Genomic DNA, 22979 nt, shown 5'->3' on the forward strand with positions numbered 1-22979 from the left:
AAAACAAAAAAACGCACCAATTTGGTGCGTTTTTTTGTTTTAAATATAAAATATTTTTATAAGTTATTGTTTTTTATTGCCATATAAAAATGGCATAAAGCTTGGATTGTATTAACTAAGAAAAACAATAACGTGTCCTAAGGGGACTAAAATGAAAATGATTAGTGCAATCATCAAGCCATTTAAATTAGATGAAGTGCGTACAGCACTCGCTGATTTAGGCATAGAAGGGATGACAGTTGTTGATGTAAAAGGCTTTGGTCGACAACGTGGTCATACCGAATTGTATCGTGGGGCTGAATACCAAGTTGATTTTATTCCTAAAATTAAACTCGAAATTGCCACTCGTACTGAAAACTGCCAACGCGTAGTTGACTCAATTACGCAAGTTGCAGGCACCGGAAAAATAGGTGACGGTAAGATTTTTGTGTACGACCTAGATCAAATTGTTCGTATTCGTACGGGCGAACTTGATGAAGATGCACTTTAAGGGGGATTTATGGAAAGTACACTGATAGAACTAAAGTTTTCGCTCGACACCTTTTATTTTTTAATTTGTGGCATATTAGTAATGTGGATGGCCGCAGGGTTTGCCATGCTAGAAGCGGGTTTAGTACGCTCAAAAAACACCACAGAAATATTAACTAAAAATATCGCCTTGTATTCAATTGCATGCACCATGTTTTTACTCGTTGGTTACAATATTATGTATGTAGGGAATACCGAGGGAGGCATCATTCCTTCATTTGGTGGCTTAATTGGTACACAAGCCGCTGATGCTGATCACTCTCTAGAATCTGATTTTTTCTTTCAAGTTGTTTTTGTTGCCACGGCTATGTCTATTGTCTCGGGTGCGGTGGCTGAGCGCATGAAGTTGTGGGCATTTTTGGTGTTTACCTTGGTGTTAACTGGGCTTATATATCCTATTGAGGGTTACTGGACTTGGGGCTCTGGATTTTTATCGGCAATGGGTTTTGTTGACTTCGCGGGCTCAGCAATAGTGCATGCAACCGGCGCATCAGCGGCATTAGCTGGCGTATTATTACTGGGTGCACGTAAAGGAAAATATGGTAAAAATGGCGAAATATACCCAATTCCGGGGTCAAACTTGCCTTTGGCAACGTTAGGTACGTTTATTTTATGGATGGGCTGGTTTGGTTTTAACGGCGGCTCGCAGCTACTTATATCAGATGCAGAAAACGCGACTGCTGTAGGAAAGATTTTATTAAACACCAATGCTGCTGCTGCAATGGGGGCTGTTTCAGCACTATTTGTTTGTAAAGCATTATGGGGTAAAGCCGATTTAACTATGGTATTAAATGGCGCGTTAGCTGGGCTGGTTGTGATTACCGCCGATCCGCTTTCACCTTCACCATTGATGGCGTGTTTATTAGGGTTATTAGGCGGCTCATTAGTGGTATTTAGTATTGTTATACTTGATAAGGCAAAAATAGACGACCCAGTTGGCGCTATTTCTGTGCATGGCGTATGTGGAGTACTTGGTATTATGCTAGTACCTGTGACAAACGCCGAGGCAAACTTGGTAACTCAGTTAATAGGCTTGTTGTGTATTATTGGTTTTGTGTTTATTTCTTCGCTGCTGGTGTGGGCAATCTTAAAGCATACTATGGGCATTAGGGTTACCGAAGAAGAAGAGCTAAACGGTATGGATCAACACGATTGTGGCATTGACGCCTACCCAGAATTTGTATCGGTTCGTAGTAATTAAATTTAAGTTATTGTGTGTTGTCCAAAGCGCTACTTAGGTAGCGCTTTTTTATTTCAGGGGAGGTTAACTTTAGTGCTGCTAAGATGGGTTGTTAATTTACCTTATAATGGTGAACTAGTAGGTGACTATGCTAAGCTCACGTCCGTAAAATAAACCTTGGAATAAATTACATTTAAATGGCTGATAACAAAAAAACACCGACAGGTAAAACCCCCACAAAGCGCAGCGCTAAACCCTCTAAAAGTACACCGCGTAACGGCGCTAAAAAAAGTACAAAAAACAAATCATCAGTTGCTCAGCGATCTTTACTCAATAAACTATGGTCTATTTTTTGGAAACTTAGTTTAGCGACATTTATTGCTATGGCGCTTTATTTTATTTACCTCGATGCAAAAATAACTCGTCAATTTGAAGGTAATAAATGGCAGCTTCCTGCGCAAGTTTATGCACGCTCGATGGCGTTTTACCCCGGGCAGTTCTTATCAAGCCAAGAGGTTATTTGGGAGTTAGAGCGGCTAAACTACTCAGCCGTTAATAGGTTAAGTCGTACAGGGCAATATGTTAAAACTGCCAACAGCATTAAAATATATCGTCGCGATTTTGAATTTTATGACGCGCTAGAACAGGCGCATATAATTGAACTGCGTTTTGGCGGGCAAAAAATTGCTAGTATTAAAGACAAGTTTGGTCGGCGTTTAAACAACGCTAGGCTGGAGCCGGTGCAAATAGCGCGTATAGGTAACGACTCTAAACAAGACCGTGAATTTGTACCGCTGGATAAATTTCCGGCAATGCTAAAAGACACGCTTTTAGTGGTTGAAGATCGTAATTTTTATCAGCACCACGGCGTATCGGTATTTTCTATTTTACGTGCGTTGTATAGTAATATTCGTGCTGGGCGAACAGTTCAGGGCGGCAGTACGCTAACGCAACAACTGGCTAAAAATATTTACTTAACCCGAGAGCGCTCACTTACACGAAAAATAAACGAAGCGTTTATTGCGCTTATTTTAGATTACCGTTATTCAAAAGATCAAATACTTGAAGCGTATTTAAATGAAGTATATTTAGGGCAGTCTTATAACCAAGGTGTACATGGTATGGGCTTGGCTGCTGAATTTTACTTTTCTAAACCAGTAGATGAGCTAGAGTACGATCAAATAGCGCTGCTGGTGGCTATGGTAAAAGGGCCGTCTTATTACAATCCACGTCGTTACGAAGAGCGCACAATGGAACGTCGTGACTTAGTGCTGCGCTTAATGGTTGAAGACAAACTTTTGAGTACTAATGAATACCGCGCTGCATTAAAACGTCCTTTGAATATAGCGCCAATGAAAGCCAGTTTACAAAAATCGTACCCAGGTTATTTAGAACTAGTAAATCGTGAACTCAAGCAGTTATTGCCCGATCAAAATGTGTTAGATGCCGGTGTTCGTGTGTTTACCTATTTTGACTTACAAAAACAAACGGCAATGGAAGAGTCGATTCAGGCAAGTTTGCCTTATTTAGAAAAACGCCCTAATACTCGCGCGCTTGAAGCGGCGATGATCTCAGTTAACGTAGAAAAAGGTGGCGTATCGGCATTAGTTTCTGGGCGCGATGTGCGTTATTCAGGCTTTAACCGAGTACTTGATACCAAACGTAATATTGGCTCATTAGTTAAGCCTGCGGTGTATTTAAGCGCGCTGCAGTTACCACATTATAACCTAGCCACTTTACTTGACGACTCACCGGTGCAAGTTACCAATGAGCAAGGTAAAGTATGGCAACCTGAAAACTACGATCGTCAATTTCGCGGAGCGATCCCGTTATACAAAGCTTTTAGTCGCAGTATAAATATACCTGCGGTAAATCTTGGCCTTGATGTAGGGGTAGATAAAGTTGCAAATACACTAAGAGGGTTAGGCGCGCAGGGAAGAATTAACGAATACCCATCGTTGTTATTGGGGGCACTTGAAATGTCTAGTTTTGAGGTAGCACAATTGTACACAACCATTGCTGCCGATGGCGAATATAGAAAGTTAACCGCTATTTCTGCGTTAACCGACTCAATAGGCAAAGTATTGTATAAGCATGAGGTGAAATCTGAGCCGCGTTTTGCTAAAGATGCCATGTACATGACAAAATACGCAATGAAACGAGTGACTAAAGATGGCACCGCAAAACGGTTAAACTTACACTTTCCGTCGATTCAACTTGCGGGTAAAACGGGCACTAGTAACGATTTACGCGATAGCTGGTTTGCCGGGTTTGATCAAAACACAGTGACTGTTGCTTGGCTAGGCCGAGATGATAACAAAAGTACCGGCTTAACCGGTAGTGTAGGGGCTTTAGAGACCTATATTCGTTATTTAAAACCGCTAAATCCCGAAGCGATAGCCGATACTCGTCCTCCTTCAATTCGCTGGGCGTTTATTAACGAGCTAACGGGTAAACAAGCGCCACCAGGGTGCGGCAAAGTTATTCAGCTACCACTGAGAGCCAGTGAATTTGAACCAAGGCCGCAGTGTATTCGTTAAGCAGTTTTGAATAACTACAAGACATAAAAAAAGCCCGTTAGGGCTTTTTTTATTGGCTGAATAAAACTGATGTTTTACAGCTTAGCAAACGCGCGCTCTGCGGCTGCAATGGTATCTTTTATTTCTTGCTCGTTGTGCGCTGCACATACAAAGCCTGCTTCAAAAGCAGAGGGGGCTAAGTAAACACCTTCTTCAAGCATCAGGTGGAAAAAACGTTTAAAACGCTCTAAATCACACTCAGTAGCTTGTTTGTAAGTTGTTACTTTTTCAGCATCAGTAAAGAAAAAACCATACATGCCACCGGCGTAATTAGTGGTTAATGCAATGCCTGCTTTTTTAGCACCGGCTTCAAAGCCTTCACAAATTGCTTTACTGGTTGCTTCTAGTTTTGCATGTAAGCCTGGCTCGCTTAATAACTCTAGCGATTTTAAACCTGCAGCCATGGCAATTGGGTTACCCGACAATGTACCCGCCTGATAAACTGGGCCAACCGGTGCAATATAATCCATAATTTCGGTTTTGCCGCCAAAAGCGCCCACTGGCATGCCGCCGCCAATTACTTTACCTAAACAGGTTAAGTCTGGTTTTATATTGTAGTAGGCTTGTGCGCCGCCAAGTGCAACTCGAAACCCGGTCATTACTTCGTCAAAAATAAGTACCGATTTGTATTCGTCACAAACGTCGCGCAAACCTTCTAAAAATCCCGGAACCGGTGGAATACAGTTCATGTTACCAGCAACAGGCTCAACAATAATGCATGCAATTTCGTCGGCATATTTAGCAAAAATAGCTTTCACTTCATCTAAATTATTAAACGATACAGTAAGCGTATGTTTTGCAAAATCTTCAGGAATGCCCGGTGAATTAGGCACGCCCATAGTCAATGCTCCAGAGCCTGCTTTAACTAATAATGAGTCGGCATGGCCGTGGTAACAGCCTTCAAACTTAAGTATTTTATCGCGTCCAGTAAAACCACGCGCTAAGCGAATAGCGCTCATGGTGGCTTCTGTGCCTGAGCTAACCATACGTACTTTTTCGATTGATGGTACTAGCTCTTTTACTTTTTCAGCCATTAAAATTTCGGCTTCGGTAGGCGCGCCATAACTTAGGCCGTTTTCTACCGCGTCGTGTACTGCTTGTTTAATTGCAGGGTGGTTATGGCCCATGATCATAGGCCCCCAAGAGCCAACATAATCGATATAGCGATTACCATCGGCGTCAAATGTAAACGCACCCTCAGCTTTAGTGATAAATAGCGGTGTGCCGCCTACACCATTAAAAGCACGTACTGGTGAATTTACGCCACCAGGAATAGAAGCTTGAGCGCGTGCAAATAAGTCTTGGCTAATTGTCATGAAAAATCCTATTGTTTTGTCACAAAAAAAGTGGGTTTAGCTATCGCGTTTGCGGCTAAACCAAGGTACGTCTACTTCATACTGCTCGACTTTGTTTTCTACGCCGAGGGTTAAAGCAAACAGTGCCATACGAATTAATACGCCATTTTGTACTTGGCGAAATATAGCTAAATTGTCATTTGCGTTTAAGTCGTTATCCAGCTCGTTGGCTTCTAGGCGACTATCGCGTGGTAGCGGGTGCATTAACACTGAATTAGGTTTGCAATGTGCAGTGTAAATTGATTGACTAATTCTAAACCCACCACGGTATTTGTTGGCTTCTTCTTGCGAAGGAAAGCGCTCTTCTTGAATACGCGTTTGATAAACTATGTCGGCAGCTAAGTTACCTTCCATTTTGTTTACCAATTCAATTTTATGACCTGCATTATCTACTGCATCTAATATATAGCTAGGCATTTGTAGACCATCAGGTGCAACCATCGAGAATTTCACGTTTTTATAGTGGCATAATAGTTTTGATAAAGAGTGCACAGTGCGACCATATTTTAAATCGCCTACTAGTGCAATGTGCATACCATCTATGTTTTGCTCAAAACGGTTAAGCTCACGCTCAATGGTTAATAAATCGAGCAGTGCTTGAGTGGGGTGCTCGTTAGGGCCATCGCCACCATTAATCACAGGGATTGAGCAGCCTGTTGCAAATTCACTTACCGAACCTGCATCGGGGTGGCGCATAGCGACAGCATCGGCATACGCCGAAATAACACGGGCGGTGTCGTAAAGCGACTCGCCTTTAGCGAGCGCTGAGCTTTGCATGCCGGTTGTTTCGCGAACGAGTCCGCCGAGTAAGTTAAAAGCGGTGCCAAAGCTTACGCGTGTGCGTGTGCTAGGTTCAAAAAATAAGTTGGCTAAAATGGCACCTTCTAGCACGTTAGTACGCTTTTGTTTTTTAGCGTAGGGTTCCATTTTTTTAGCTACTGCAAATATACGTTCAATACAGTCTCTGTCGAGTTGATTAACTGAGAGTATATTTTCACCTTGGAAACTTAACATGGGGTTATTCCTACTTATTCAAAAAGGCGCGATAATCCTTAAAGGAGCACGCAATCGCGCATATTATAGCAAAGTTACTTAGCTAGTTGGCAGAGTAAATTACCTAGAAACATTTTATTATAAACTGGGTTTTATTACCGCCAGTGCCACTATTATTAATAGTGCTATAACGGGTAACTCATTAAAAATACGATAAAAACGGTCACTTTTAGTGTTACGGTCATGTTTAAAATCAGCTAAAAGCTTAAAACAGTAACCATGGTATAGGTATAAAATAATTACTAGCACTAGTTTATAATGCAACCACATGCTGTACTTAAACCAATCGCGGCCATATTCAACTATAGTGAGTACACCAAATACCGCGGTTAACACGGCAAACGGAGTGACAAAAAAAAGCAGCCTACGTTCCATTACTTTAAGCATAGAGTTGCATGCCCTTTCTTCGCTCATAGCGTGGTACACAAATAACCGTGGTAAGTAAAAAATACCGGCAAACCAGGCAATCATAAAAAATATATGCAAGGTTTTGTAAATTAATAATGCGCTCATATTACCCTCATTTTAATTAAAGTAAGCTGTTACGAATGGTTAAAATATGATGGATTTGATCCCAACGTAATAATCCCATAATTTGTTGATTATCTAATAAGTTATATACATACAATGCGCCACTGCGCTTATCATTTAATAGCTCAAAGGCATCAGCTAAAGTGGCTTGGCTGCTAATACCGGCCAAACTAATATAGCTAAGGTTAGTTGCTTGATCCGACATTAAGCTCAAGTCATATTCAGCCAATCGGTAACCATTTTCTTCATCAAATACAATTAATGGGGTTTGGCTGTCCATCGCATCAAGGGTGTTTTTTATTTGCTGTTTATCGTCGGAGTAAAGCAACTTAAAGTCTTCATCCATTTCATCCATTACCCCTACTTTTTGTAGTGCCTCAGTAGCGGGAGATACCTGGTAAGGTAACTCTTGAAAATCCAGCTGTTGTAAAAATATCGAGCGATTACCAAACACTTGCAGCGCGGTAACATAAGCGGTGGTAATAACTATCATTGCAGGCACTATTATTTCTGGAGACGAAGTGAGCTCCATCACTGTGGTTAAAGCCGCAAGCGGTGCATGCAGCGTTGCTGCTAATAATCCTGCCATGCCAAGTACACCATAAGTGCCTGCTATATCTGTACCTGGGCTAATAAACTGGGCAAAAAAGGCCATTAAAGTGCCAATTAAAACCCCCAGCCCTATAACCGGTCCAATTAAACCACCGGGAATACCCAAACCTATCGCAAATAATGTGGCGAGTAACTTAGCAATTAAAATAGTAGTTAATAATTGCATGTCTTCAGGGGATTCAACCGCAATAGTTATCGCACTCATACCCGACCCCATAGCTTGGGGGACGGTATACGCAATTAAGCTGGCAATACAGCCAGCAATAAGTAAGCGAGGAAACATGCTAAGTGGTTTAAACGTTTTAATAATTAACATTAAGTTTTGATTAAAACTATAGGCTATTGCGCCCAGCGCCATGCCACACAGTATTAAGTACGGGTAATGCCAGCCACTTAACGGAGCAATGCTTATAAGTGCTAACTCTGAGCCTTCGCCAAATACAAATTGGGTTGCTAAAGCGCCAGTAACAGCTGCAAGCATAATTGGCACAAATATATGTACTTTGTATTCTCGAAGTACTACTTCCATTACAAAAATAACCGCTGCTAACGGCGTGTTAAACGAGGCGGAAATACCAGCTGCAATGCCACAGCCACTAAGGGTACGCATGGCATTATGAGGTAAGTGCAGTTTAGTTGCTAAGATACTTGCCCCAGTTGCACCTAAATGCACCGAAGGTCCTTCGCGCCCCACCGAAAAGCCGCTGATCAGGGCCAATGCACCACCAACAAATTGGTTTAGGGTGTTATACAGTGGCATTTGCCCGTAATGGCGTTTAATACGATGAATTACAAACGGAATACCCAAGCGATAATGTTTAAAGCCAGTAAAAGCCGCAAAAAGCGCAATTAAGAGTGCCGCAATAAGGGGCATTAATACGCGTTCTAAAGTGGGGAGGGTGGTAAAGTCGTCGGGAGTTTCTAAAAATATACTTTGAAAAAAAAGAATCGTTAAGCGAAATAAAATAATAAAAAATGCAGCTATTAATCCGGCACTTACGCCTAATAAGCATAATTGTACGGATGTTTTAGGTTTGGCTAATCGACGCCTGAGTTGCTCAAGCCACATGCTTTATTTCCCCGCAGCATTTTTCAGCGGTCATTTTAGCAAAAGCCACTCGCTAAGTCGTTGTGATTTTGTAAAATAATTACATTTATAGAAAAGTTAACGTTAAAATACGCAAATAAGCGATGCTGGACTCAATATTTAGGTTTAGTTTGCTACTAACAGCAGCGAGTGCCTGCAACCTTTATTTTACTATACTTGATTAAAACACTCGGGTATTAGATAATCACGGCATTACGATATTGAGGGTTTTTAAAATGTCTGAAGAATTACCAATTAAGTTCACTGACGCGGCAGCCGATCGTGTTAAACAGTTAATCGATGAAGAAGAAAATCCAGAACTTAAATTACGCGTATATGTAACGGGTGGTGGTTGTTCTGGTTTTCAGTACGGTTTTACCTTTGATGAAAAGGCCAATCCAGGTGATTTAGAAATCGTCAAAAATGGCGTGATGCTGGTGGTTGATCCGATGAGTTTACAATATTTAGTAGACGGTGAAGTTGATTACACTGAAGGATTAGAAGGCGCACGCTTTTTTGTAACTAATCCTCATGCAACTACAACCTGTGGCTGTGGTTCAAGCTTTACTATTTAACAAGGGTCTGTTGATCTTTCAAGGTTAAATTTGCAGCAGTCTGTTTGGTGTTTAGGCAAGGCAGAGCCTATGTGGTGTGGTTATTCCCCATAAATAGGCGATAACGTAGCATTAATGCCAAACAGGCGCTGCCCGAAGGGTTCTGCCTAGGGGCAATTAACTCTTTGTTGCTCGGTTTTTACTTGGCCCACTAGGTTACAAACCTAGCGCCGCGATTAAATTGCCCCTAGTTGGAACAAATATTAACCCGCAAAGGTCAACAAACCCTGGGTAAACAATAAAATATTAAAGCCGCTTTTGCGGCTTTTTTAATGCCTAAAATTCGCTAGGAGTGAATTCGGTTATTTGCATCATTAATATAAAAAAGCCAAGTACAAAAGTAGAAAACGCGAGTATATATACAAAGCCTCTTTTGCCTTTTTTAATAGGCACACCATGGTGGCGAAGAAAAAAACACCAGCCTAAGCACAGCATAATAGGAAGTAAAAAAAGTAGCCTGAACATTATTTAGCCTTTTAGGGTGCTCGTTATTGATTAAGCATAAACATGTAACACTAAAATGGAACAAAATTGTTACAAATATTTATTAATGGTTTAAGCTATCTATTCAGGCTTGGTAAATATATATTCATTATTTAACCTGTGCCGAATGTAATTAGCCATTTTACCAATGGGTTAATAGTATACAATGTATAAGAATGAGACGGGCAAAATTTCATTCACCACCACAATAAGTAAGTATTATTTATAGCGTTTTTTAGCTCACAATGAGTAATTAGTAAAGTTGAGTTGCAATCAATGCCTAATTAGGCTGTTGTGCAGTGTACTCACTGAGCGCTATTAATAAATTGCATCAATTAGTATTTACACCGCATTAAGTAGGAGATGTACATGATGGGTAAAACAGTTTCATCAGAAGAAAATGCAAAACTGACCAAATGGCTTAAAAGTAAACGTCATGACAAAGGGCATACAATGCGTAGTTTAGCGCAGTTATTAGGCACACCACATTCGTTTATTGGCAAAATTGAAAACCAAGAGCGCCGCTTAGATGTAATTGAATTTGTGCGCTACTGTAATGCACTCGAAGTTGATCCGCATGAGGCATTAAACTTACTTAAAGTTGATTAATAGCCGCAAGTTACTTGGCATATTTTAATGCACCTTTAAATATGCCAAGTAAATAATTTATTTTAAGTATTGAGTTTAAGTATTTTGGTGATAATTACGCTCTAGCTGATACAGTTTATGACGAATTAAGTATAAAAATATCAACGATGGCAACACCATTAATGCCGTAAGAATAAAAAATAGCGACCAGTTACCCGCTAGCCAATCATCTATTACTACCCCACTGTAACTCGACAGTAAAGTACGCCCTAAATTACCCAGCGACGCAAGTAACGCATAATGTGTTGCACTAAATGCTCTATCGCATAGCATGGATATAAATGCCACCATAGCTACTAGCGACCATGCCTGAGTAAAACCATCAACCACAATAGCCATGGCGTATAAATGCTCTTGTGGGCCGGCAAGTGCAATCCAAGAAAACATTAAATTAGATGCCGCCATTGCCACACCACTAATAAATAAGCCTTTAACAATGCCGTATTGATGATTAAAAATACTGCCTAAAAAGGCAAATACGATGGTAATTAATCCGGTGCCTAGCTTAGAGTAATTGGCTATTTGGGTATTACTAAAGCCAACCTCTTTATAAAATACAATCGACATGCGAGCTAAAAACGCTTCGCCAATTTTAAATAAGAAAATAAATGCAAGCAGTGCCAACGCGGTTTTAACGCCATTTTTAGCAAAAAAGGTTTTAAACGGATCAACCACAGTAACTGCAAGCCAAGCGAGTGTTTTAGTTAATGGTGTTTGCTTGCTGGCGGCAAGTTTTTCAAGGTATACCCGCTCAAGCTCAGCGTGCACTGCTTCGCGGTTTGATTCGGGTTCTTTTGCCCAAAATACACAGCTCATTAGTAGCAGCATTATGGCGGATAAAAAGTAGTATACTTGCGGCCAATCTATCGAAGGTATATCGGCCATATAAAACGGAATGGCCCCAAGTAGCGCATAACCCGACCACCAACCCGAGGTTGCCATGGCAGCGGCGGCGGTCGCTTTGTGAGATTCATTTTCGCCCAGAGCGTCTATTCTAAAAGCGTCAATAGCAATATCTTGAGTGGCAGAGGCTATGGCTATTAATAAACAAAGTGCGGCGACGAGCGCTAAATTGGCTTTTAAATCAAGCCCTGCTAATAGCAGTGTGCCAAGTAAAATAAAGCTTTGGCAAAACAGTATCCAGCTTCGGCGTTGGCCTAACCATTTGTATAAAAAGGGTAGTTTGGTACGATCAATTAACGGCGACCATAAAAAGTTAATGCTGTAAGCGCCAAACACAATGCCAAATAAGCCAATCATACTGCGGCTTAAGCCTTCGTCTTTTAGCCATGCCGACATTACAGAGCCAATCAGCACCCATGGAAAACCACTACTCATACCAAATATAAAAATATTGATAAGGCGTTTGTCTTTAAAATAAGAAAAATATTCGCGAATAGAGAGTGTTTTGCTCATAGGGCCTTCATTGGCTTTAACACAGAGCAGCTAGGCTGCTCTTTTAATAGTTACAGGGGAACTTGTTCAAGTAATTTAATATTTAAAATGACTACAGGCTCTTTGGGTACAAAGTCGTAGCCAATTTTTTCGTTAAATCCGGTTTTTACCGCCATAATTTTATCTAGCGTGTCGTAGCCGTCCATTACATTGCCAAATACCGCAAACCCCCATTCTCTGCCAGGGTTTAAATGGTCGTTATCGTCCATATTAAAAAAGAATTGGCGCGTTCCTGAATGAGGTTGACGGTCTTGATACGCCATAGCTATGCTATACATATCGTTTTTTAAGCCATTACCGCTTTCGTTAAAAATAGGATCGTTTTCGTGTAGTCCATCGTAGTCTTTATCGTAGCCGCCACCTTGAATAACAAAGTCACGGTCGTTTTCTACATCACGCTCAATACGATGAAACACACTGCCTTGATAGCTTTTATCCATTACGTAGGTTAAAAAGTTATTTGCAGTAATGGGGGCTTTAGAGCGGTCAAGCTCAATCACTATGCTACCCAGTGAAGTGACTATTTCAACACGCGGAAAAATATTATCTTTTTGTACAAAACGGCCTTCTTGAGCAGCAAGCGTAGTGGTACTAAAGAATAGGCTTAAGCAGATTAAAAAAAGTCGTTTCATTGTTAACCTTCTAAAAATTCTATTAATTCAGGATCAGATACAATGCGGGTAATAATTTGCTCAGTCAACTTATTAAGCTGACCTTCTATTTTTGCTCTGTCGTGCCCCAGCGGCCCTGCTAAGTTAGCATTGCCTCGGTATACTTTGCTAAAGTTACTGGTAGCGCGAATAACCCGCACGCCAAACTCTATAGAAGCCGCGCTGGTATGGCTCATTAGTTTTTCGGTAACAACTGCTTGCAAAGCATGAATATCTACTTCAAAGCGCACCGTGGCTAAGTTAGAAATGCTGGCACCGTTACGACTTAGGGCGCTGTCGAGCGCACTTTTTACTGAGGCTGTAATACCATGGCTGGCAAAAGTTTTAGTTTTGTCAGACTCTATAAGTTTTAAGGTGGCAGTATCGCCTCTTAAATCAATTACACTGGTACTTAAGCTGTTGTTGATTGAACTTATTTGCCCATTTTTATAAACAGGATTAAGTATTATCTGATTTGGCTGATTACTACATGCAGGCAGTGCCAAAAACACCAACCAAGGTAAAAGGTATTTTATAATTTGCATTTATAACATTCCGGTATTTTTTGTGGCACTAAGTACAACAAACTTTTTGTTAGAACCTAGTAGCTTACAGTTACCAAACATACGGTTTAGTTTGTCGTGGTAATCTAAATGACGGTTGCCAATAATACGCAATTCGCCACCTTCTTTTAAAGTATCTTTTGCTTCTTTAAACATTTGCCATGCAATGTGGTCGGTAACCGCTTGAGCTTGATGAAATGGCGGGTTACATAGCACCATATCAACACTGTCGCGCTCAAATCCCGATAAACAGTCATTTTCAACAAATGAACATTGCTCATATTTAGCTTCCATATTGAGCTCTACATTCAAGCGTGCCGATTCAACGGCCATATACGACTCATCAACAAAAGTAATATTTGCATTTGGGCAACGCGATAATGCCATTAAACCCACCACGCCATTACCACAGCCTAAATCAATAATGCTTTTAGCTTTATTGGTTTCTGGTAAGTAGTTAAAAAAGAACCGTGCGCCAATATCTAATGAATCACGCGAAAACACATTTGCATGGTTACTAATAGTAAAGTCAGTGCCTTCAAGTGGCCAATTTACCGGAAAATCAGCGGCTTTATACCCACCTTGTGCGTGGCTTATAATTAAGCGTGACTTTTTAACCGCTAAACTTGTTTTTGTTTCGCCAATAAACTGCTCAAACGCTTTAATTGTTGAATTATGCACATCTTTTGTTTTTGCCGCGGCAATAACAGGCGTTCCGGGTGCAAGCACTTCGCTAAGCTCAGACAGTTGATACTGTAAAAAGCCTAATGTGCGTGGCACTTTTATAAGTACCAAATCAACTTGTTCAGGTAAAGCCGATAAACTATCGAGCTGGCTAAAGGTAATAGCAGGTATTTTATTCTCTGCTAAGTTATAAGCTACTGCTTGGTGGCTAATATAAGAGTCGTTTACTGAACAAACAGTTAATTGCTTGTGGCTAAAATAACAAGAAAGCGCGCCAAAACTATCATTTAAAATCAGCAAAGAGCGACAATCAGGATGATGTTCGCTAACATAGTCGATTAAATATTCGTCGGCTGAATCCCAAGCTTGTAAGCTGCGGTTTTTTTGATCCAAAGGAAAGCGTTCAAGAGTAAAGGTTTTATCGCCGAGCTGTGCTTGCATGGTCATAATAGTTTAGTGATCAGTAATCAAATGATAGGTAAATTCTAACATGCAACGGCCAAACGCCAACCCCCAACTGTTACCAAATGGCTTTTCTTATCAAAGTAAGGCGCTTAGTGCACAAAAAAGCCTCGATTTGTTCTACTATTTACAGCAAAACCTGTGTTGGCAGCAGCCTAATGTTACGGTTTACAATAAAACGGGGCCAATTCCTCGGCTGCAGTGTTTTATCAGTGAAAATAATATTGAGTATGGTTATTCTCACAGTAAGTTAATAGTAGAGCCTTGGCCTGATGTTTTACTGGCGATGCGCAAACGTTTAGAGCGGCATTTAAACCAGCCATTAAATTCACTATTAGTAAATTATTACAGAGATGGTAACGATACTATGGGGTGGCATAGCGACGATGAAGCAGAGCTTGGCCATCAACCTACTATCGTTTGTATATCGCTTGGGGCTGAGCGAGTATTAAAACTAAAACACAAAGCTAGCAATAAAGTTACTAATTTAAAGCTCCGTAGCGGCAGCTGTTTAATTATGAGTGGCAATAGTCAGCGCGACTATCAACACGCTATTGCTAAGCAAACTACCTTGGCTCATCCGCGAATAAGTTTAACCTTTCGCTTGATAAAGCGTTAGCCATTAGGCTTAGCAAGTTGCTATAGTGGGCTTATAAATAAGTAACAATAATGGTTTATGTCATGCAGCAACAAATTCAACAAAAAATCAGCGATGCAATTGCCTGTAAGCATTTAAATGTAATTAACGAAAGCCATATGCACAGTGCTGGCAGCGACTCGCATTTTAAAGTGATAGTGGTTAGCGAAGAGTTCGCTGGTAAGCGCTTATTACAGCGCCATCGCGAAATTAATGAAATTTTAAAAGATGAATTAGCCAATCATATTCATGCACTGGCTATTCATACTTATACGCCAGATGAGTTTGCTGAACATAATGGTGAAGCGCCTGATTCACCCAATTGTATGGGTGGCTCTAAGTCAGCTTAAACAATTAATAGCGATTTGATTGATGTTTACACTCAAGATTAACTGATCAGATCAGTGTTTTTAGTATTAGCCTTTAAACTAGCGCTAATTTTTATTGTAAAGATATAGGATGATCAATGGTCATTAAGCCTAAAATTCGTGGATTTATCTGCACCAATGCCCACCCAGTGGGCTGTAGCGAACATGTTCAAGAACAAATTAATTATGTAAAGCAACAAGGTGCATTAAAAAATGCGCCTAAAAATGTATTAGTTATTGGTGCCTCTACAGGCTATGGCCTTGCATCGCGTATTACTGCGGCGTTTGGTGGCGGTGCTAAAACATTAGGTATTTTCTTTGAAAAAGAAGGCACTGAGCGCAAAACGGGTTCTGCAGGTTGGTACAATACAGCTGCATTTCAAAATGCTGCAGACGAAGCAGGCCTTTGGTCAAAAAATATTAATGGCGATGCGTTCTCAAACGAAATTAAGCAAAAAGCAATTGATACTATTAAAGCCGATTTAGGCAAAGTAGATTTAATTATTTACAGCTTAGCGTCTCCGCGTCGTACCGATCCTAATACCGGTGAAGTGTTCTCATCTACGCTTAAGCCAATTGGTAATGCAGTTACAACTAAAAATCTGAATACCTCAAAGCGTGAAATTGATGAAATAACCGTTGAAGCGGCAAACCAAGATGATATCGACAATACTATTAAAGTAATGGGCGGTGAAGATTGGGAAATGTGGATTGATGCACTAAAACAAGCCGATGTGCTAGCCGATAACTTCAAAACCACTGCTTATACCTACATAGGTAAAGAGCTAACATGGCCAATATACGGGCATGCAACGATTGGTAAAGCAAAAGAAGATTTGGATCGTGCAACGGCTGCTATTAAAGCTTCGACTAGTGATTTAAATGGCGAAGCGTATGTATCGTCACTTAATGCGGTAGTAACACAAGCTAGCTCGGCTATTCCTATTATGCCTTTGTATATTTCTGCTTTATTTAAAGTAATGAAAGCCGATGGCACCTACGAAGGTACTATTGAGCAAATACAGGCGTTATTTAGCGAAAACTTATACGGCGACACGCCACGTTTTGACGAAGGCGGTCATTTATTCCAAAACTATAAAGAGCTAGAAGATGACGTACAAGCACGTATTCAAGCTATTTGGGATAAAGTAGATACTAGTAGCATTGATGAACTAACCGATTATGTTGGTTATCATAATGAGTTTTTACGCTTGTTTGGTTTTGGTATACAAGGCGTTGATTATGAGCAAGAGGTTGACCCTGTTCAGCCTATTGCGAATATGATTGACTAATCAATTGTACAAAACAGTTTGAAAAGTCGCCTAGTGCGACTTTTTTATTACTGATTTTTTTATAAAAATAATGTTTCTTAGTAAACGTACAACTTTGGTCTAGCTTGAATTTTATTAAATAGCTACATCAAGCGTAAATAAGTCTTTCTCTGGTATAATTTTTATAAATACACTCGCATAGTGTTGCACAATGATGTTAAAATCATAGCAATATGTGAGGAGTTTTACTGCGTTGCTTGTTTAGTATTTATAGCAAGTTAGTTTTACACAACTTGTTATAGTTAATATGGCGACGTGGTTGATACGATTTTTCAGTTTCTTTCCGTTAATGTAGTGCAAGTGCGTATGATCAATATAAAAAAAGGTCTGGACTTACCCATAGAGGGCGCTCCTCAGCAAGTTATTCATGATGGTTCTACCGTCAAACGTGTAGCTGTGCTAGGTGAAGAATTTATCGGTATGCGTCCAACCATGCATGTTCGTGTGGATGACCAAGTGAAAAAAGGCCAGGTACTTTTTGAAGATAAAAAGAACCCAGGTGTATTATTTACTGCTCCAGCTTCTGGCACAGTAAAAGAAATTAATCGTGGTGCTAAACGTGTACTGCAATCTGTTGTTATTGAAGTTAACGGCAGTGAGCAAATCACCTTTGGTACTTTTTCTGATGCCGAGCTTTCGAGCTTAGATCGTGAAAAAGCCAAAGAAGTACTTATACAGTCTGGTCAGTGGACAGCACTTCGTGCTCGCCCATTCAGTAAAGTAGCGGCAGTGGATGCAAATCCTAGCTCTATTTTTGTGACCGCAATCGACACTAATCCACTTGCTGCAGATCCTGCGGTAATTATTGCTGAAAATGTGCAAGCATTCGAAGCAGGTTTAGCTGTTGTGTCGCGTTTAACCGACGGTAAAGTATTTGTTTGTAAACAAGCAGGTAGCCAAGTTCCTAGCTCATCTATAGCTCAAGTAGAAGTACATGAGTTTAGAGGTGTGCATCCGGCTGGCCTTGTTGGCACACATATCCATCATCTTGATGCAGTATCTATTAGCAAGCAGGTTTGGCATATTGGTTACCAAGACGTTATCGCCTTTGGTCACTTATTCCTTACCGGTGAAATTTACACTGATCGTGTAATTTCTCTTGCAGGTCCTCGCGTTAAAAACCCTCGTTTAGTGAAAACACAATTAGGTGCTTCATTGGATGATTTAGTTGCTGGCGAATTAGAAGACGGTGATAACCGTGTTATTTCTGGTTCAGTATTGTCAGGTTCTATTTCAAACGGTGTTCATGCATTCTTAGGTCGTTACCACGTTCAAGTATCTGTTTTACTTGAAGGTCGCGAAAAAGAATTGTTTGGTTGGATTGCACCAGGTAGTGATAAATTTTCCGTAACGCGTACCTTTATTTCTCACCTTGCACCGAGTCGTTTATTTAAAATGACAACGTCAACAGGTGGTTCAAAACGTGCCATGGTACCAATTGGTAGCTATGAGCGTGTAATGCCGTTAGATATTTTGCCAACTCTATTATTACGCGACCTATTGTCACGCGATGTAGACAGTGCAATGTCATTAGGCGCGCTTGAACTAGATGAAGAAGATTTAGCGTTATGTACCTTCGTTTGTCCGGGCAAATACGAGTATGGCGCAGCCCTACGCGATTGCTTAACTACGATCGAGAAGGAAGGCTAGAGAGATGGGTTTAAAAAAATATCTTGAAGATATCGAGCCGAATTTTGAAGCCGGTGGTAAATATGAAAAGTTTTATGCTCTGTATGAAGCAGCAGCAACTATTTTTTATACACCAGGCTACGTAAATAAAGGCGCGACACACGTTCGTGACAACATCGACCTAAAACGCATGATGATTTTAGTGTGGATGGCAACGTTCCCTGCTATGTTTTTTGGTATGTTCAATATTGGCCATCAGGCCGCTGGTGCTTTAGCACAAGGTTTTGAACTAGCTAATATATGGCAAGTTGATTTGTTTCAACTGTTAGGCGGTCAATTAACCGCTGATGCAGGCTGGGGCGCTAAAATGTTCTATGGAGCGTGTTTCTTCCTACCAATTTATGCAGTTACTTTTGCTGTAGGTGGTTTTTGGGAAGTTATATTTGCTTCAGTGCGTAAACACGAAATTAACGAAGGTTTCTTCGTAACATCAGTGTTATTTGCACTTATTTTGCCAGCAACTATTCCTTTATGGCAAGTTGCGCTTGGTATTACATTTGGTGTTGTAATTGCTAAAGAAATCTTTGGTGGTACAGGTCGTAACTTCTTAAACCCTGCGTTAGCTGGTCGTGCGTTTTTATTCTTCGCATACCCTGCACAAATTTCAGGTGACACAGTATGGACAGCAGTAGATTCGTTCTCTGGTGCGACTATGCTTGGTCAAGCGTTTGTTGGCACACTTGATTTCTCAAACATGGAGTTATGGTGGAATGCGTTTTACGGTTTCATTCAAGGTTCTGTAGGCGAAACATCAACACTTGCATTATTAGTGGGTGGCTTGTTCCTTATTTACGTGCGTATCGCTTCTTGGCGTATAGTGCTAGGTGTATTTTTCGGTATGGTAATCACTGCATTACTGCTAAATACAGTTGGCTCTGAGACTAACCCAGTATTTGCTATGCCTTGGCATTGGCACTTTGTACTAGGTGGTTTTGCGTTTGGTATGTTCTTTATGGCTACCGACCCTGTGTCTGCTGCATTTACCGATAAAGGTAAGTTAGCTTATGGCGCGCTTATTGGTTTTATGGTTGTTATGATCCGTGTTGTGAACCCTGCTTTCCCAGAAGGTATGATGCTAGCAATCTTATTTGCTAACTTATTTGCTCCACTGTTCGATCACTTTGTAGTGCAAGCTAATATCAAACGGAGGTTGGCACGTAATGTCTAGTAATAACGAATCAATCGGTAAAACGTTAGCAGTAGTTGTTGCGCTATGTTTAGTGTGTGCAATTATCGTATCGTTTGCTGCTGTACAGCTTCGTCCTTTACAGCAAGCTAATAAAGCGAAAGATATTCAAAGTAATATCTTAGTTGCAGCGGGAATCGGAAAAGTTGAAAATGTTTCTGAAACATTCAACAACAAAATCGAAGTACGCTTAGTTAATATGAAAACGGGTGAGTCTTTTGCAAGCGACTCAAGTGAAGAAGTTCAGGCTAAGGTTAATGCATTTGACTTTGAAAAAAGCAAATTTGACCCTAAGCTAAGCTTTGCGCTTGCTGAAAAAGGCATTACTGACATTGCGGGCATTCAGCGCGTAACGACAGAGGCACCTGTATACATCTCTAGAGCAGATAATGGGTCAGTTGACACTATTATTGTTCCTATTCAAGGTTACGGTTTATGGGGCTTAATGTATGGTTTCCTTTCGCTTGAAAACGATGGCGAAACAATCAAAAACATTATCTTTTATAAGCATGGTGAAACACCTGGTTTAGGTGGCGAAATCCAAAATCCACAGTGGACTGCAAAATGGGAAGGTAAAGAATTACCTATCGATGTTGTAAAAAGTGGCGCTAGCAATGAGCATCAAATTGATGGTCTATCGGGTGCAACTTTAACGTCTAACGGTGTTGATAATACAGTTGACTTTTGGACTGGTGACAATGGCTTTGGTCCATTCCTTGCGGAAGTACGTAAAGGAGCATTGAAATAATGGCTGATACTAAAGAAATGAAAGCGGTCCTATTTGGCCCGGTTTTAGCTAACAACCCAATTGCACTACAAGTACTTGGTATTTGTTCTGCGCTAGCGGTAACATCTAGCTTAAAAAACGCATTAATCATGTCAATTGCTTTGACCTTGGTAACCGCGTTTTCTAGCTTCTTTATCTCGACTATTCGTAACCAGATCCCATCGTCAGTACGTATTATTGTACAAATGACGATTATTGCATCTTTGGTAATTGTTGTTGACCAAGTACTACAAGCATTTTCTTACGCTACGGCAAAAGAGCTTTCGGTATTTATCGGTCTAATTATTACTAACTGTATTGTAATGGGTCGTGCTGAAGCATACGCAATGAAGTCACCGCCACTTATGTCGTTTCTTGACGGTATTGGTAACGGTTTAGGTTATTCAGTAGTACTACTTACCGTTGGTTTCATTCGTGAACTATTTGGTAAGGGTTCACTATTCGGTGTTGATATTATCCCATTAGTACAAAATGGTGGTTGGTATCAACCTATGGGTCTATTGATATTACCACCGAGTGCATTCTTCATCATTGGTTTATTCATATGGGTACTACGTACTTATAAGAAAGACCAAGTAGAAGCTAAAGCGTAAGGGGCACACAGTGGAACATTATATTAGTTTATTTGTAAAAGCCGTTTTTATTGAAAACTTAGCGTTATCATTCTTCTTAGGCATGTGTACTTTTTTAGCAGTATCTAAAAAAGTAACCACATCAATTGGCCTAGGTGTAGCGGTTATTGTTGTATTAGGTATTTCGGTACCAGTTAATAACTTAGTTTACCATGCAGTGTTAGCACCGGGTTCACTTACGTGGCTTGGTTACCCAGATGCAGATCTTAGCTTTTTACGTTTCTTAACTTTCATTGGTGTTATTGCAGCACTTGTGCAAATTTTGGAAATGGCATTAGATAAGTTCTTCCCAGCACTTTACAACGCGTTAGGTATCTTCTTACCACTAATCACAGTTAACTGTGCAATTTTTGGTGCGGTATCTTTCATGGTTGAGCGTAACTATAACTTCGGCGAGTCTGTGGTTTATGGTATTGGCGCTGGTGTTGGTTGGGCACTTGCAATTACATTACTTGCAGGTATCCGTGAGAAAATGAAATATTCAGACGTTCCAGATGGCTTACGTGGTTTAGGTATTACCTTTATTACTGTTGGCTTAATGGCTCTTGGCTTTATGTCATTCTCTGGTATTTCACTGTAAAGGTAGCGAGGATAAATCATGGGTTATACTGATATTTTCTTAGGAGTTGGTGTTTTCATCGCTATCGTTGTACTACTAGTTTTAGTGATCATTGGTGCTAAATCTCAGTTAGTTGCAAGTGGCGATATCATCATTGGGATTAATGGCGACCCAGACAAAGCCATTAAAACATCAGCAGGTAGCAAGCTATTAGGCGCGCTATCTGAGTCAGGTATTTTCGTATCTTCTGCATGTGGTGGCGGTGGCTCTTGTGGTCAGTGTCGTGTACACATTAAAGAAGGTGGCGGCGATATTCTGCCAACTGAACTTGATCACATTTCTAAAGGTGAAGCCCGTGAAGGCTGTCGTTTAGCGTGTCAGGTAAATGTTAAAAATGACATGGAAATTGAGCTTGAAGAGTCAATTTTCGGTGTTAAAAAATGGGATTGTGAAGTTATCTCTAACGATAACAAAGCAACGTTCATTAAAGAACTTGTACTACAAATTCCAGATGGCGAGTCAGTGCCGTTCCGTGCGGGTGGTTACATCCAAATCGAAGCGCCACCTCATCATGTTAAATATGCTGATTTCGATGTTCCAGAAGAATATCGTGGTGATTGGAATCATTTTGGTTTCTTCGACCTGGAGTCAAAAGTAGACGAAGAAACAATTCGTGCTTACTCAATGGCTAACTACCCAGAAGAAGAAGGCATCATTATGCTTAACGTGCGTATTGCTGCTCCACCGCCAAGAAACCTAAGCCTGCCATGTGGTAAAATGTCTTCGTACATTTGGTCACTAACTAAAGGCGATAAAGTAACTATTTCTGGTCCATTTGGTGAGTTCTTCGCTAAAAATACTGACGCAGAAATGATCTTCGTTGGTGGTGGTGCTGGTATGGCGCCAATGCGTTCTCATATCTTTGATCAACTTAAACGTTTGAACTCTAAGCGTAAGATGAGCTTTTGGTATGGTGCACGTTCTAGACGCGAAATGTTCTATGTTGAAGATTTTGACGGCCTAGCTGCTGAAAACGATAACTTCGTTTGGCACACTGCGCTTTCAGATCCGCAAGCAGAAGATAACTGGGAAGGCTACACAGGCTTTATCCATAACGTGTTATTTGAGAACTATCTTAAAGATCACGAAGCCCCTGAAGATTGTGAGTACTACATGTGTGGTCCTCCAATGATGAACGCGGCAGTTATTACTATGCTTAAAGATTTAGGTGTTGAAGACGAGAATATCTTACTAGATGATTTCGGTGGCTAATAGCTAAATGGGTTGAACCTATTTCAACCCTTAA

The 22979-nt window shown here is 40.6% G+C and carries 23 protein-coding genes; 14 read left to right on the forward strand and 9 right to left on the reverse strand.

Features of this window, described 5'->3' with window-relative positions; translation table 11 throughout:
- The first annotated feature begins 151 nt into the window (after positions 1-151).
- The 3 genes from H5058_RS14030 to mrcB all read left to right on the forward strand — a co-directional run bounded on the left by H5058_RS14030 (position 152) and on the right by mrcB (position 4248).
- Positions 152-490, forward strand: coding sequence for a P-II family nitrogen regulator (locus H5058_RS14030; protein WP_011328915.1), 339 nt, complete (start codon positions 152-154; stop codon positions 488-490).
- A 9-nt stretch (positions 491-499) separates the two neighbouring features.
- A complete protein-coding gene (locus H5058_RS14035) occupies positions 500-1729 on the forward strand; it encodes an ammonium transporter (RefSeq protein ID WP_011328914.1) in 1230 nt (409 codons plus the stop codon).
- Positions 1730-1905: 176 nt separating this feature from the next.
- Positions 1906-4248, forward strand: coding sequence for a penicillin-binding protein 1B (mrcB, locus tag H5058_RS14040; protein ID WP_182678688.1), 2343 nt, complete (start codon positions 1906-1908; stop codon positions 4246-4248).
- Positions 4249-4322: 74 nt separating this feature from the next.
- Here mrcB and hemL read toward each other — a convergent pair whose 3' ends face one another.
- From hemL to H5058_RS14060, 4 genes are all read right to left on the reverse strand, one after another.
- Complete coding sequence (gene hemL, locus H5058_RS14045) at positions 4323-5603, reverse strand: glutamate-1-semialdehyde 2,1-aminomutase (RefSeq protein WP_011328912.1); 1281 nt, start codon at positions 5601-5603, stop codon at positions 4323-4325.
- Between the two features lie 36 nt (positions 5604-5639).
- Positions 5640-6656 carry an aspartate carbamoyltransferase gene (locus H5058_RS14050; RefSeq protein ID WP_011328911.1) on the reverse strand — a complete coding sequence of 339 codons (1017 nt, stop codon included), beginning with the start codon at positions 6654-6656 and terminating at the stop codon, positions 5640-5642.
- A 117-nt stretch (positions 6657-6773) separates the two neighbouring features.
- Positions 6774-7208 (reverse strand): CopD family protein, encoded by a 435-nt coding sequence (locus tag H5058_RS14055; protein ID WP_011328910.1) that lies wholly within the window; start codon positions 7206-7208, stop codon positions 6774-6776.
- A gap of 16 nt (positions 7209-7224) precedes the next feature.
- Positions 7225-8907 carry a chloride channel protein gene (locus tag H5058_RS14060; RefSeq protein WP_182678690.1) on the reverse strand — a complete coding sequence of 561 codons (1683 nt, stop codon included), beginning with the start codon at positions 8905-8907 and terminating at the stop codon, positions 7225-7227.
- 254 nt (positions 8908-9161) lie between these two features.
- On the opposite strand from H5058_RS14060, the gene erpA reads away from it, so the two are divergent.
- Complete coding sequence (gene erpA, locus H5058_RS14065; RefSeq protein WP_011328908.1) at positions 9162-9500, forward strand: iron-sulfur cluster insertion protein ErpA; 339 nt, start codon at positions 9162-9164, stop codon at positions 9498-9500.
- 315 nt (positions 9501-9815) lie between these two features.
- Here erpA and H5058_RS14070 read toward each other — a convergent pair whose 3' ends face one another.
- Positions 9816-10004, reverse strand: a complete 189-nt coding sequence (locus H5058_RS14070) for a hypothetical protein (protein ID WP_182678692.1) — start codon at positions 10002-10004, stop codon at positions 9816-9818.
- Between the two features lie 387 nt (positions 10005-10391).
- On the opposite strand from H5058_RS14070, the gene H5058_RS14075 reads away from it, so the two are divergent.
- Positions 10392-10631 (forward strand): helix-turn-helix domain-containing protein, encoded by a 240-nt coding sequence (locus H5058_RS14075; RefSeq protein ID WP_011328906.1) that lies wholly within the window; start codon positions 10392-10394, stop codon positions 10629-10631.
- Positions 10632-10706: 75 nt separating this feature from the next.
- Here H5058_RS14075 and H5058_RS14080 read toward each other — a convergent pair whose 3' ends face one another.
- The 4 genes from H5058_RS14080 to H5058_RS14095 are packed head-to-tail and all read right to left on the reverse strand — an operon-like array spanning position 10707 to position 14469.
- Complete coding sequence (locus H5058_RS14080) at positions 10707-12086, reverse strand: AmpG family muropeptide MFS transporter (protein WP_182678694.1); 1380 nt, start codon at positions 12084-12086, stop codon at positions 10707-10709.
- A 50-nt stretch (positions 12087-12136) separates the two neighbouring features.
- Entirely contained in the window at positions 12137-12757 is a 621-nt protein-coding gene (locus H5058_RS14085; RefSeq protein WP_011328904.1) for a peptidylprolyl isomerase, read from the reverse strand.
- A 2-nt stretch (positions 12758-12759) separates the two neighbouring features.
- Entirely contained in the window at positions 12760-13320 is a 561-nt protein-coding gene (locus H5058_RS14090) for a YajG family lipoprotein (protein ID WP_182678696.1), read from the reverse strand.
- Positions 13321-14469, reverse strand: coding sequence for a methyltransferase (locus tag H5058_RS14095; protein WP_182678698.1), 1149 nt, complete (start codon positions 14467-14469; stop codon positions 13321-13323).
- A 43-nt stretch (positions 14470-14512) separates the two neighbouring features.
- Between H5058_RS14095 and H5058_RS14100 the strand changes: the two genes are divergently transcribed.
- The 9 genes from H5058_RS14100 (at position 14513) to nqrF (ending at position 22945) form a co-directional block, all read left to right on the forward strand.
- On the forward strand, positions 14513-15103 hold the full coding sequence (locus H5058_RS14100; RefSeq protein WP_182678701.1) for an alpha-ketoglutarate-dependent dioxygenase AlkB: 591 nt from the start codon (positions 14513-14515) through the stop codon (positions 15101-15103).
- A 62-nt stretch (positions 15104-15165) separates the two neighbouring features.
- On the forward strand, positions 15166-15471 hold the full coding sequence (locus H5058_RS14105; RefSeq protein ID WP_011328900.1) for a BolA family transcriptional regulator: 306 nt from the start codon (positions 15166-15168) through the stop codon (positions 15469-15471).
- A gap of 116 nt (positions 15472-15587) precedes the next feature.
- On the forward strand, positions 15588-16781 hold the full coding sequence (gene fabV, locus H5058_RS14110; protein ID WP_086993907.1) for an enoyl-ACP reductase FabV: 1194 nt from the start codon (positions 15588-15590) through the stop codon (positions 16779-16781).
- A gap of 345 nt (positions 16782-17126) precedes the next feature.
- Positions 17127-18470, forward strand: a complete 1344-nt coding sequence (locus H5058_RS14115) for a Na(+)-translocating NADH-quinone reductase subunit A (RefSeq protein WP_182678706.1) — start codon at positions 17127-17129, stop codon at positions 18468-18470.
- Positions 18471-18474: 4 nt separating this feature from the next.
- Entirely contained in the window at positions 18475-19677 is a 1203-nt protein-coding gene (locus H5058_RS14120; protein WP_011328897.1) for an NADH:ubiquinone reductase (Na(+)-transporting) subunit B, read from the forward strand.
- The gene (locus H5058_RS14125) at positions 19670-20443 is read left to right on the forward strand and encodes a Na(+)-translocating NADH-quinone reductase subunit C (RefSeq protein WP_011328896.1); all 774 of its coding nucleotides are present in this window, start codon (positions 19670-19672) and stop codon (positions 20441-20443) included. The genes H5058_RS14120 and H5058_RS14125 overlap by 8 nt, the downstream gene beginning before the upstream one ends.
- Positions 20443-21075: an NADH:ubiquinone reductase (Na(+)-transporting) subunit D gene (locus tag H5058_RS14130; RefSeq protein WP_011328895.1), complete on the forward strand. Its 633-nt coding sequence runs from the start codon at positions 20443-20445 to the stop codon at positions 21073-21075. Before H5058_RS14125 ends, H5058_RS14130 begins: the two co-directional genes overlap by 1 nt.
- A 10-nt stretch (positions 21076-21085) precedes the next feature.
- Complete coding sequence (nqrE, locus tag H5058_RS14135; RefSeq protein WP_011328894.1) at positions 21086-21694, forward strand: NADH:ubiquinone reductase (Na(+)-transporting) subunit E; 609 nt, start codon at positions 21086-21088, stop codon at positions 21692-21694.
- Between the two features lie 18 nt (positions 21695-21712).
- Positions 21713-22945, forward strand: coding sequence for an NADH:ubiquinone reductase (Na(+)-transporting) subunit F (gene nqrF / locus H5058_RS14140; protein ID WP_086993904.1), 1233 nt, complete (start codon positions 21713-21715; stop codon positions 22943-22945).
- The last annotated feature ends 34 nt before the right edge of the window (positions 22946-22979 follow it).

The organism is Pseudoalteromonas sp. SR45-4 (assembly GCF_014163535.1).
GTDB classification, from domain to species: Bacteria; Pseudomonadota; Gammaproteobacteria; order Enterobacterales; family Alteromonadaceae; genus Pseudoalteromonas; species Pseudoalteromonas nigrifaciens.

Bases quoted from the DNA above. Each gene is read 5' to 3' on its own strand.
- H5058_RS14030 (WP_011328915.1), top strand. From the start codon at position 152: ATGAAAATGATTAGTGCAATCATCAAGCCATTTAAATTAGATGAAGTG.
- H5058_RS14035 (WP_011328914.1), top strand. From the start codon at position 500: ATGGAAAGTACACTGATAGAACTAAAGTTTTCGCTCGACACCTTTTAT.
- mrcB (WP_182678688.1), top strand. From the start codon at position 1,906: ATGGCTGATAACAAAAAAACACCGACAGGTAAAACCCCCACAAAGCGC.
- hemL (WP_011328912.1), bottom strand. From the start codon at position 5,603: ATGACAATTAGCCAAGACTTATTTGCACGCGCTCAAGCTTCTATTCCT.
- H5058_RS14050 (WP_011328911.1), bottom strand. From the start codon at position 6,656: ATGTTAAGTTTCCAAGGTGAAAATATACTCTCAGTTAATCAACTCGAC.
- H5058_RS14055 (WP_011328910.1), bottom strand. From the start codon at position 7,208: ATGAGCGCATTATTAATTTACAAAACCTTGCATATATTTTTTATGATT.
- H5058_RS14060 (WP_182678690.1), bottom strand. From the start codon at position 8,907: ATGTGGCTTGAGCAACTCAGGCGTCGATTAGCCAAACCTAAAACATCC.
- erpA (WP_011328908.1), top strand. From the start codon at position 9,162: ATGTCTGAAGAATTACCAATTAAGTTCACTGACGCGGCAGCCGATCGT.
- H5058_RS14070 (WP_182678692.1), bottom strand. From the start codon at position 10,004: ATGTTCAGGCTACTTTTTTTACTTCCTATTATGCTGTGCTTAGGCTGG.
- H5058_RS14075 (WP_011328906.1), top strand. From the start codon at position 10,392: ATGATGGGTAAAACAGTTTCATCAGAAGAAAATGCAAAACTGACCAAA.
- H5058_RS14080 (WP_182678694.1), bottom strand. From the start codon at position 12,086: ATGAGCAAAACACTCTCTATTCGCGAATATTTTTCTTATTTTAAAGAC.
- H5058_RS14085 (WP_011328904.1), bottom strand. From the start codon at position 12,757: ATGAAACGACTTTTTTTAATCTGCTTAAGCCTATTCTTTAGTACCACT.
- H5058_RS14090 (WP_182678696.1), bottom strand. From the start codon at position 13,320: ATGCAAATTATAAAATACCTTTTACCTTGGTTGGTGTTTTTGGCACTG.
- H5058_RS14095 (WP_182678698.1), bottom strand. From the start codon at position 14,469: ATGACCATGCAAGCACAGCTCGGCGATAAAACCTTTACTCTTGAACGC.
- H5058_RS14100 (WP_182678701.1), top strand. From the start codon at position 14,513: ATGCAACGGCCAAACGCCAACCCCCAACTGTTACCAAATGGCTTTTCT.
- H5058_RS14105 (WP_011328900.1), top strand. From the start codon at position 15,166: ATGCAGCAACAAATTCAACAAAAAATCAGCGATGCAATTGCCTGTAAG.
- fabV (WP_086993907.1), top strand. From the start codon at position 15,588: ATGGTCATTAAGCCTAAAATTCGTGGATTTATCTGCACCAATGCCCAC.
- H5058_RS14115 (WP_182678706.1), top strand. From the start codon at position 17,127: ATGATCAATATAAAAAAAGGTCTGGACTTACCCATAGAGGGCGCTCCT.
- H5058_RS14120 (WP_011328897.1), top strand. From the start codon at position 18,475: ATGGGTTTAAAAAAATATCTTGAAGATATCGAGCCGAATTTTGAAGCC.
- H5058_RS14125 (WP_011328896.1), top strand. From the start codon at position 19,670: ATGTCTAGTAATAACGAATCAATCGGTAAAACGTTAGCAGTAGTTGTT.
- H5058_RS14130 (WP_011328895.1), top strand. From the start codon at position 20,443: ATGGCTGATACTAAAGAAATGAAAGCGGTCCTATTTGGCCCGGTTTTA.
- nqrF (WP_086993904.1), top strand. From the start codon at position 21,713: ATGGGTTATACTGATATTTTCTTAGGAGTTGGTGTTTTCATCGCTATC.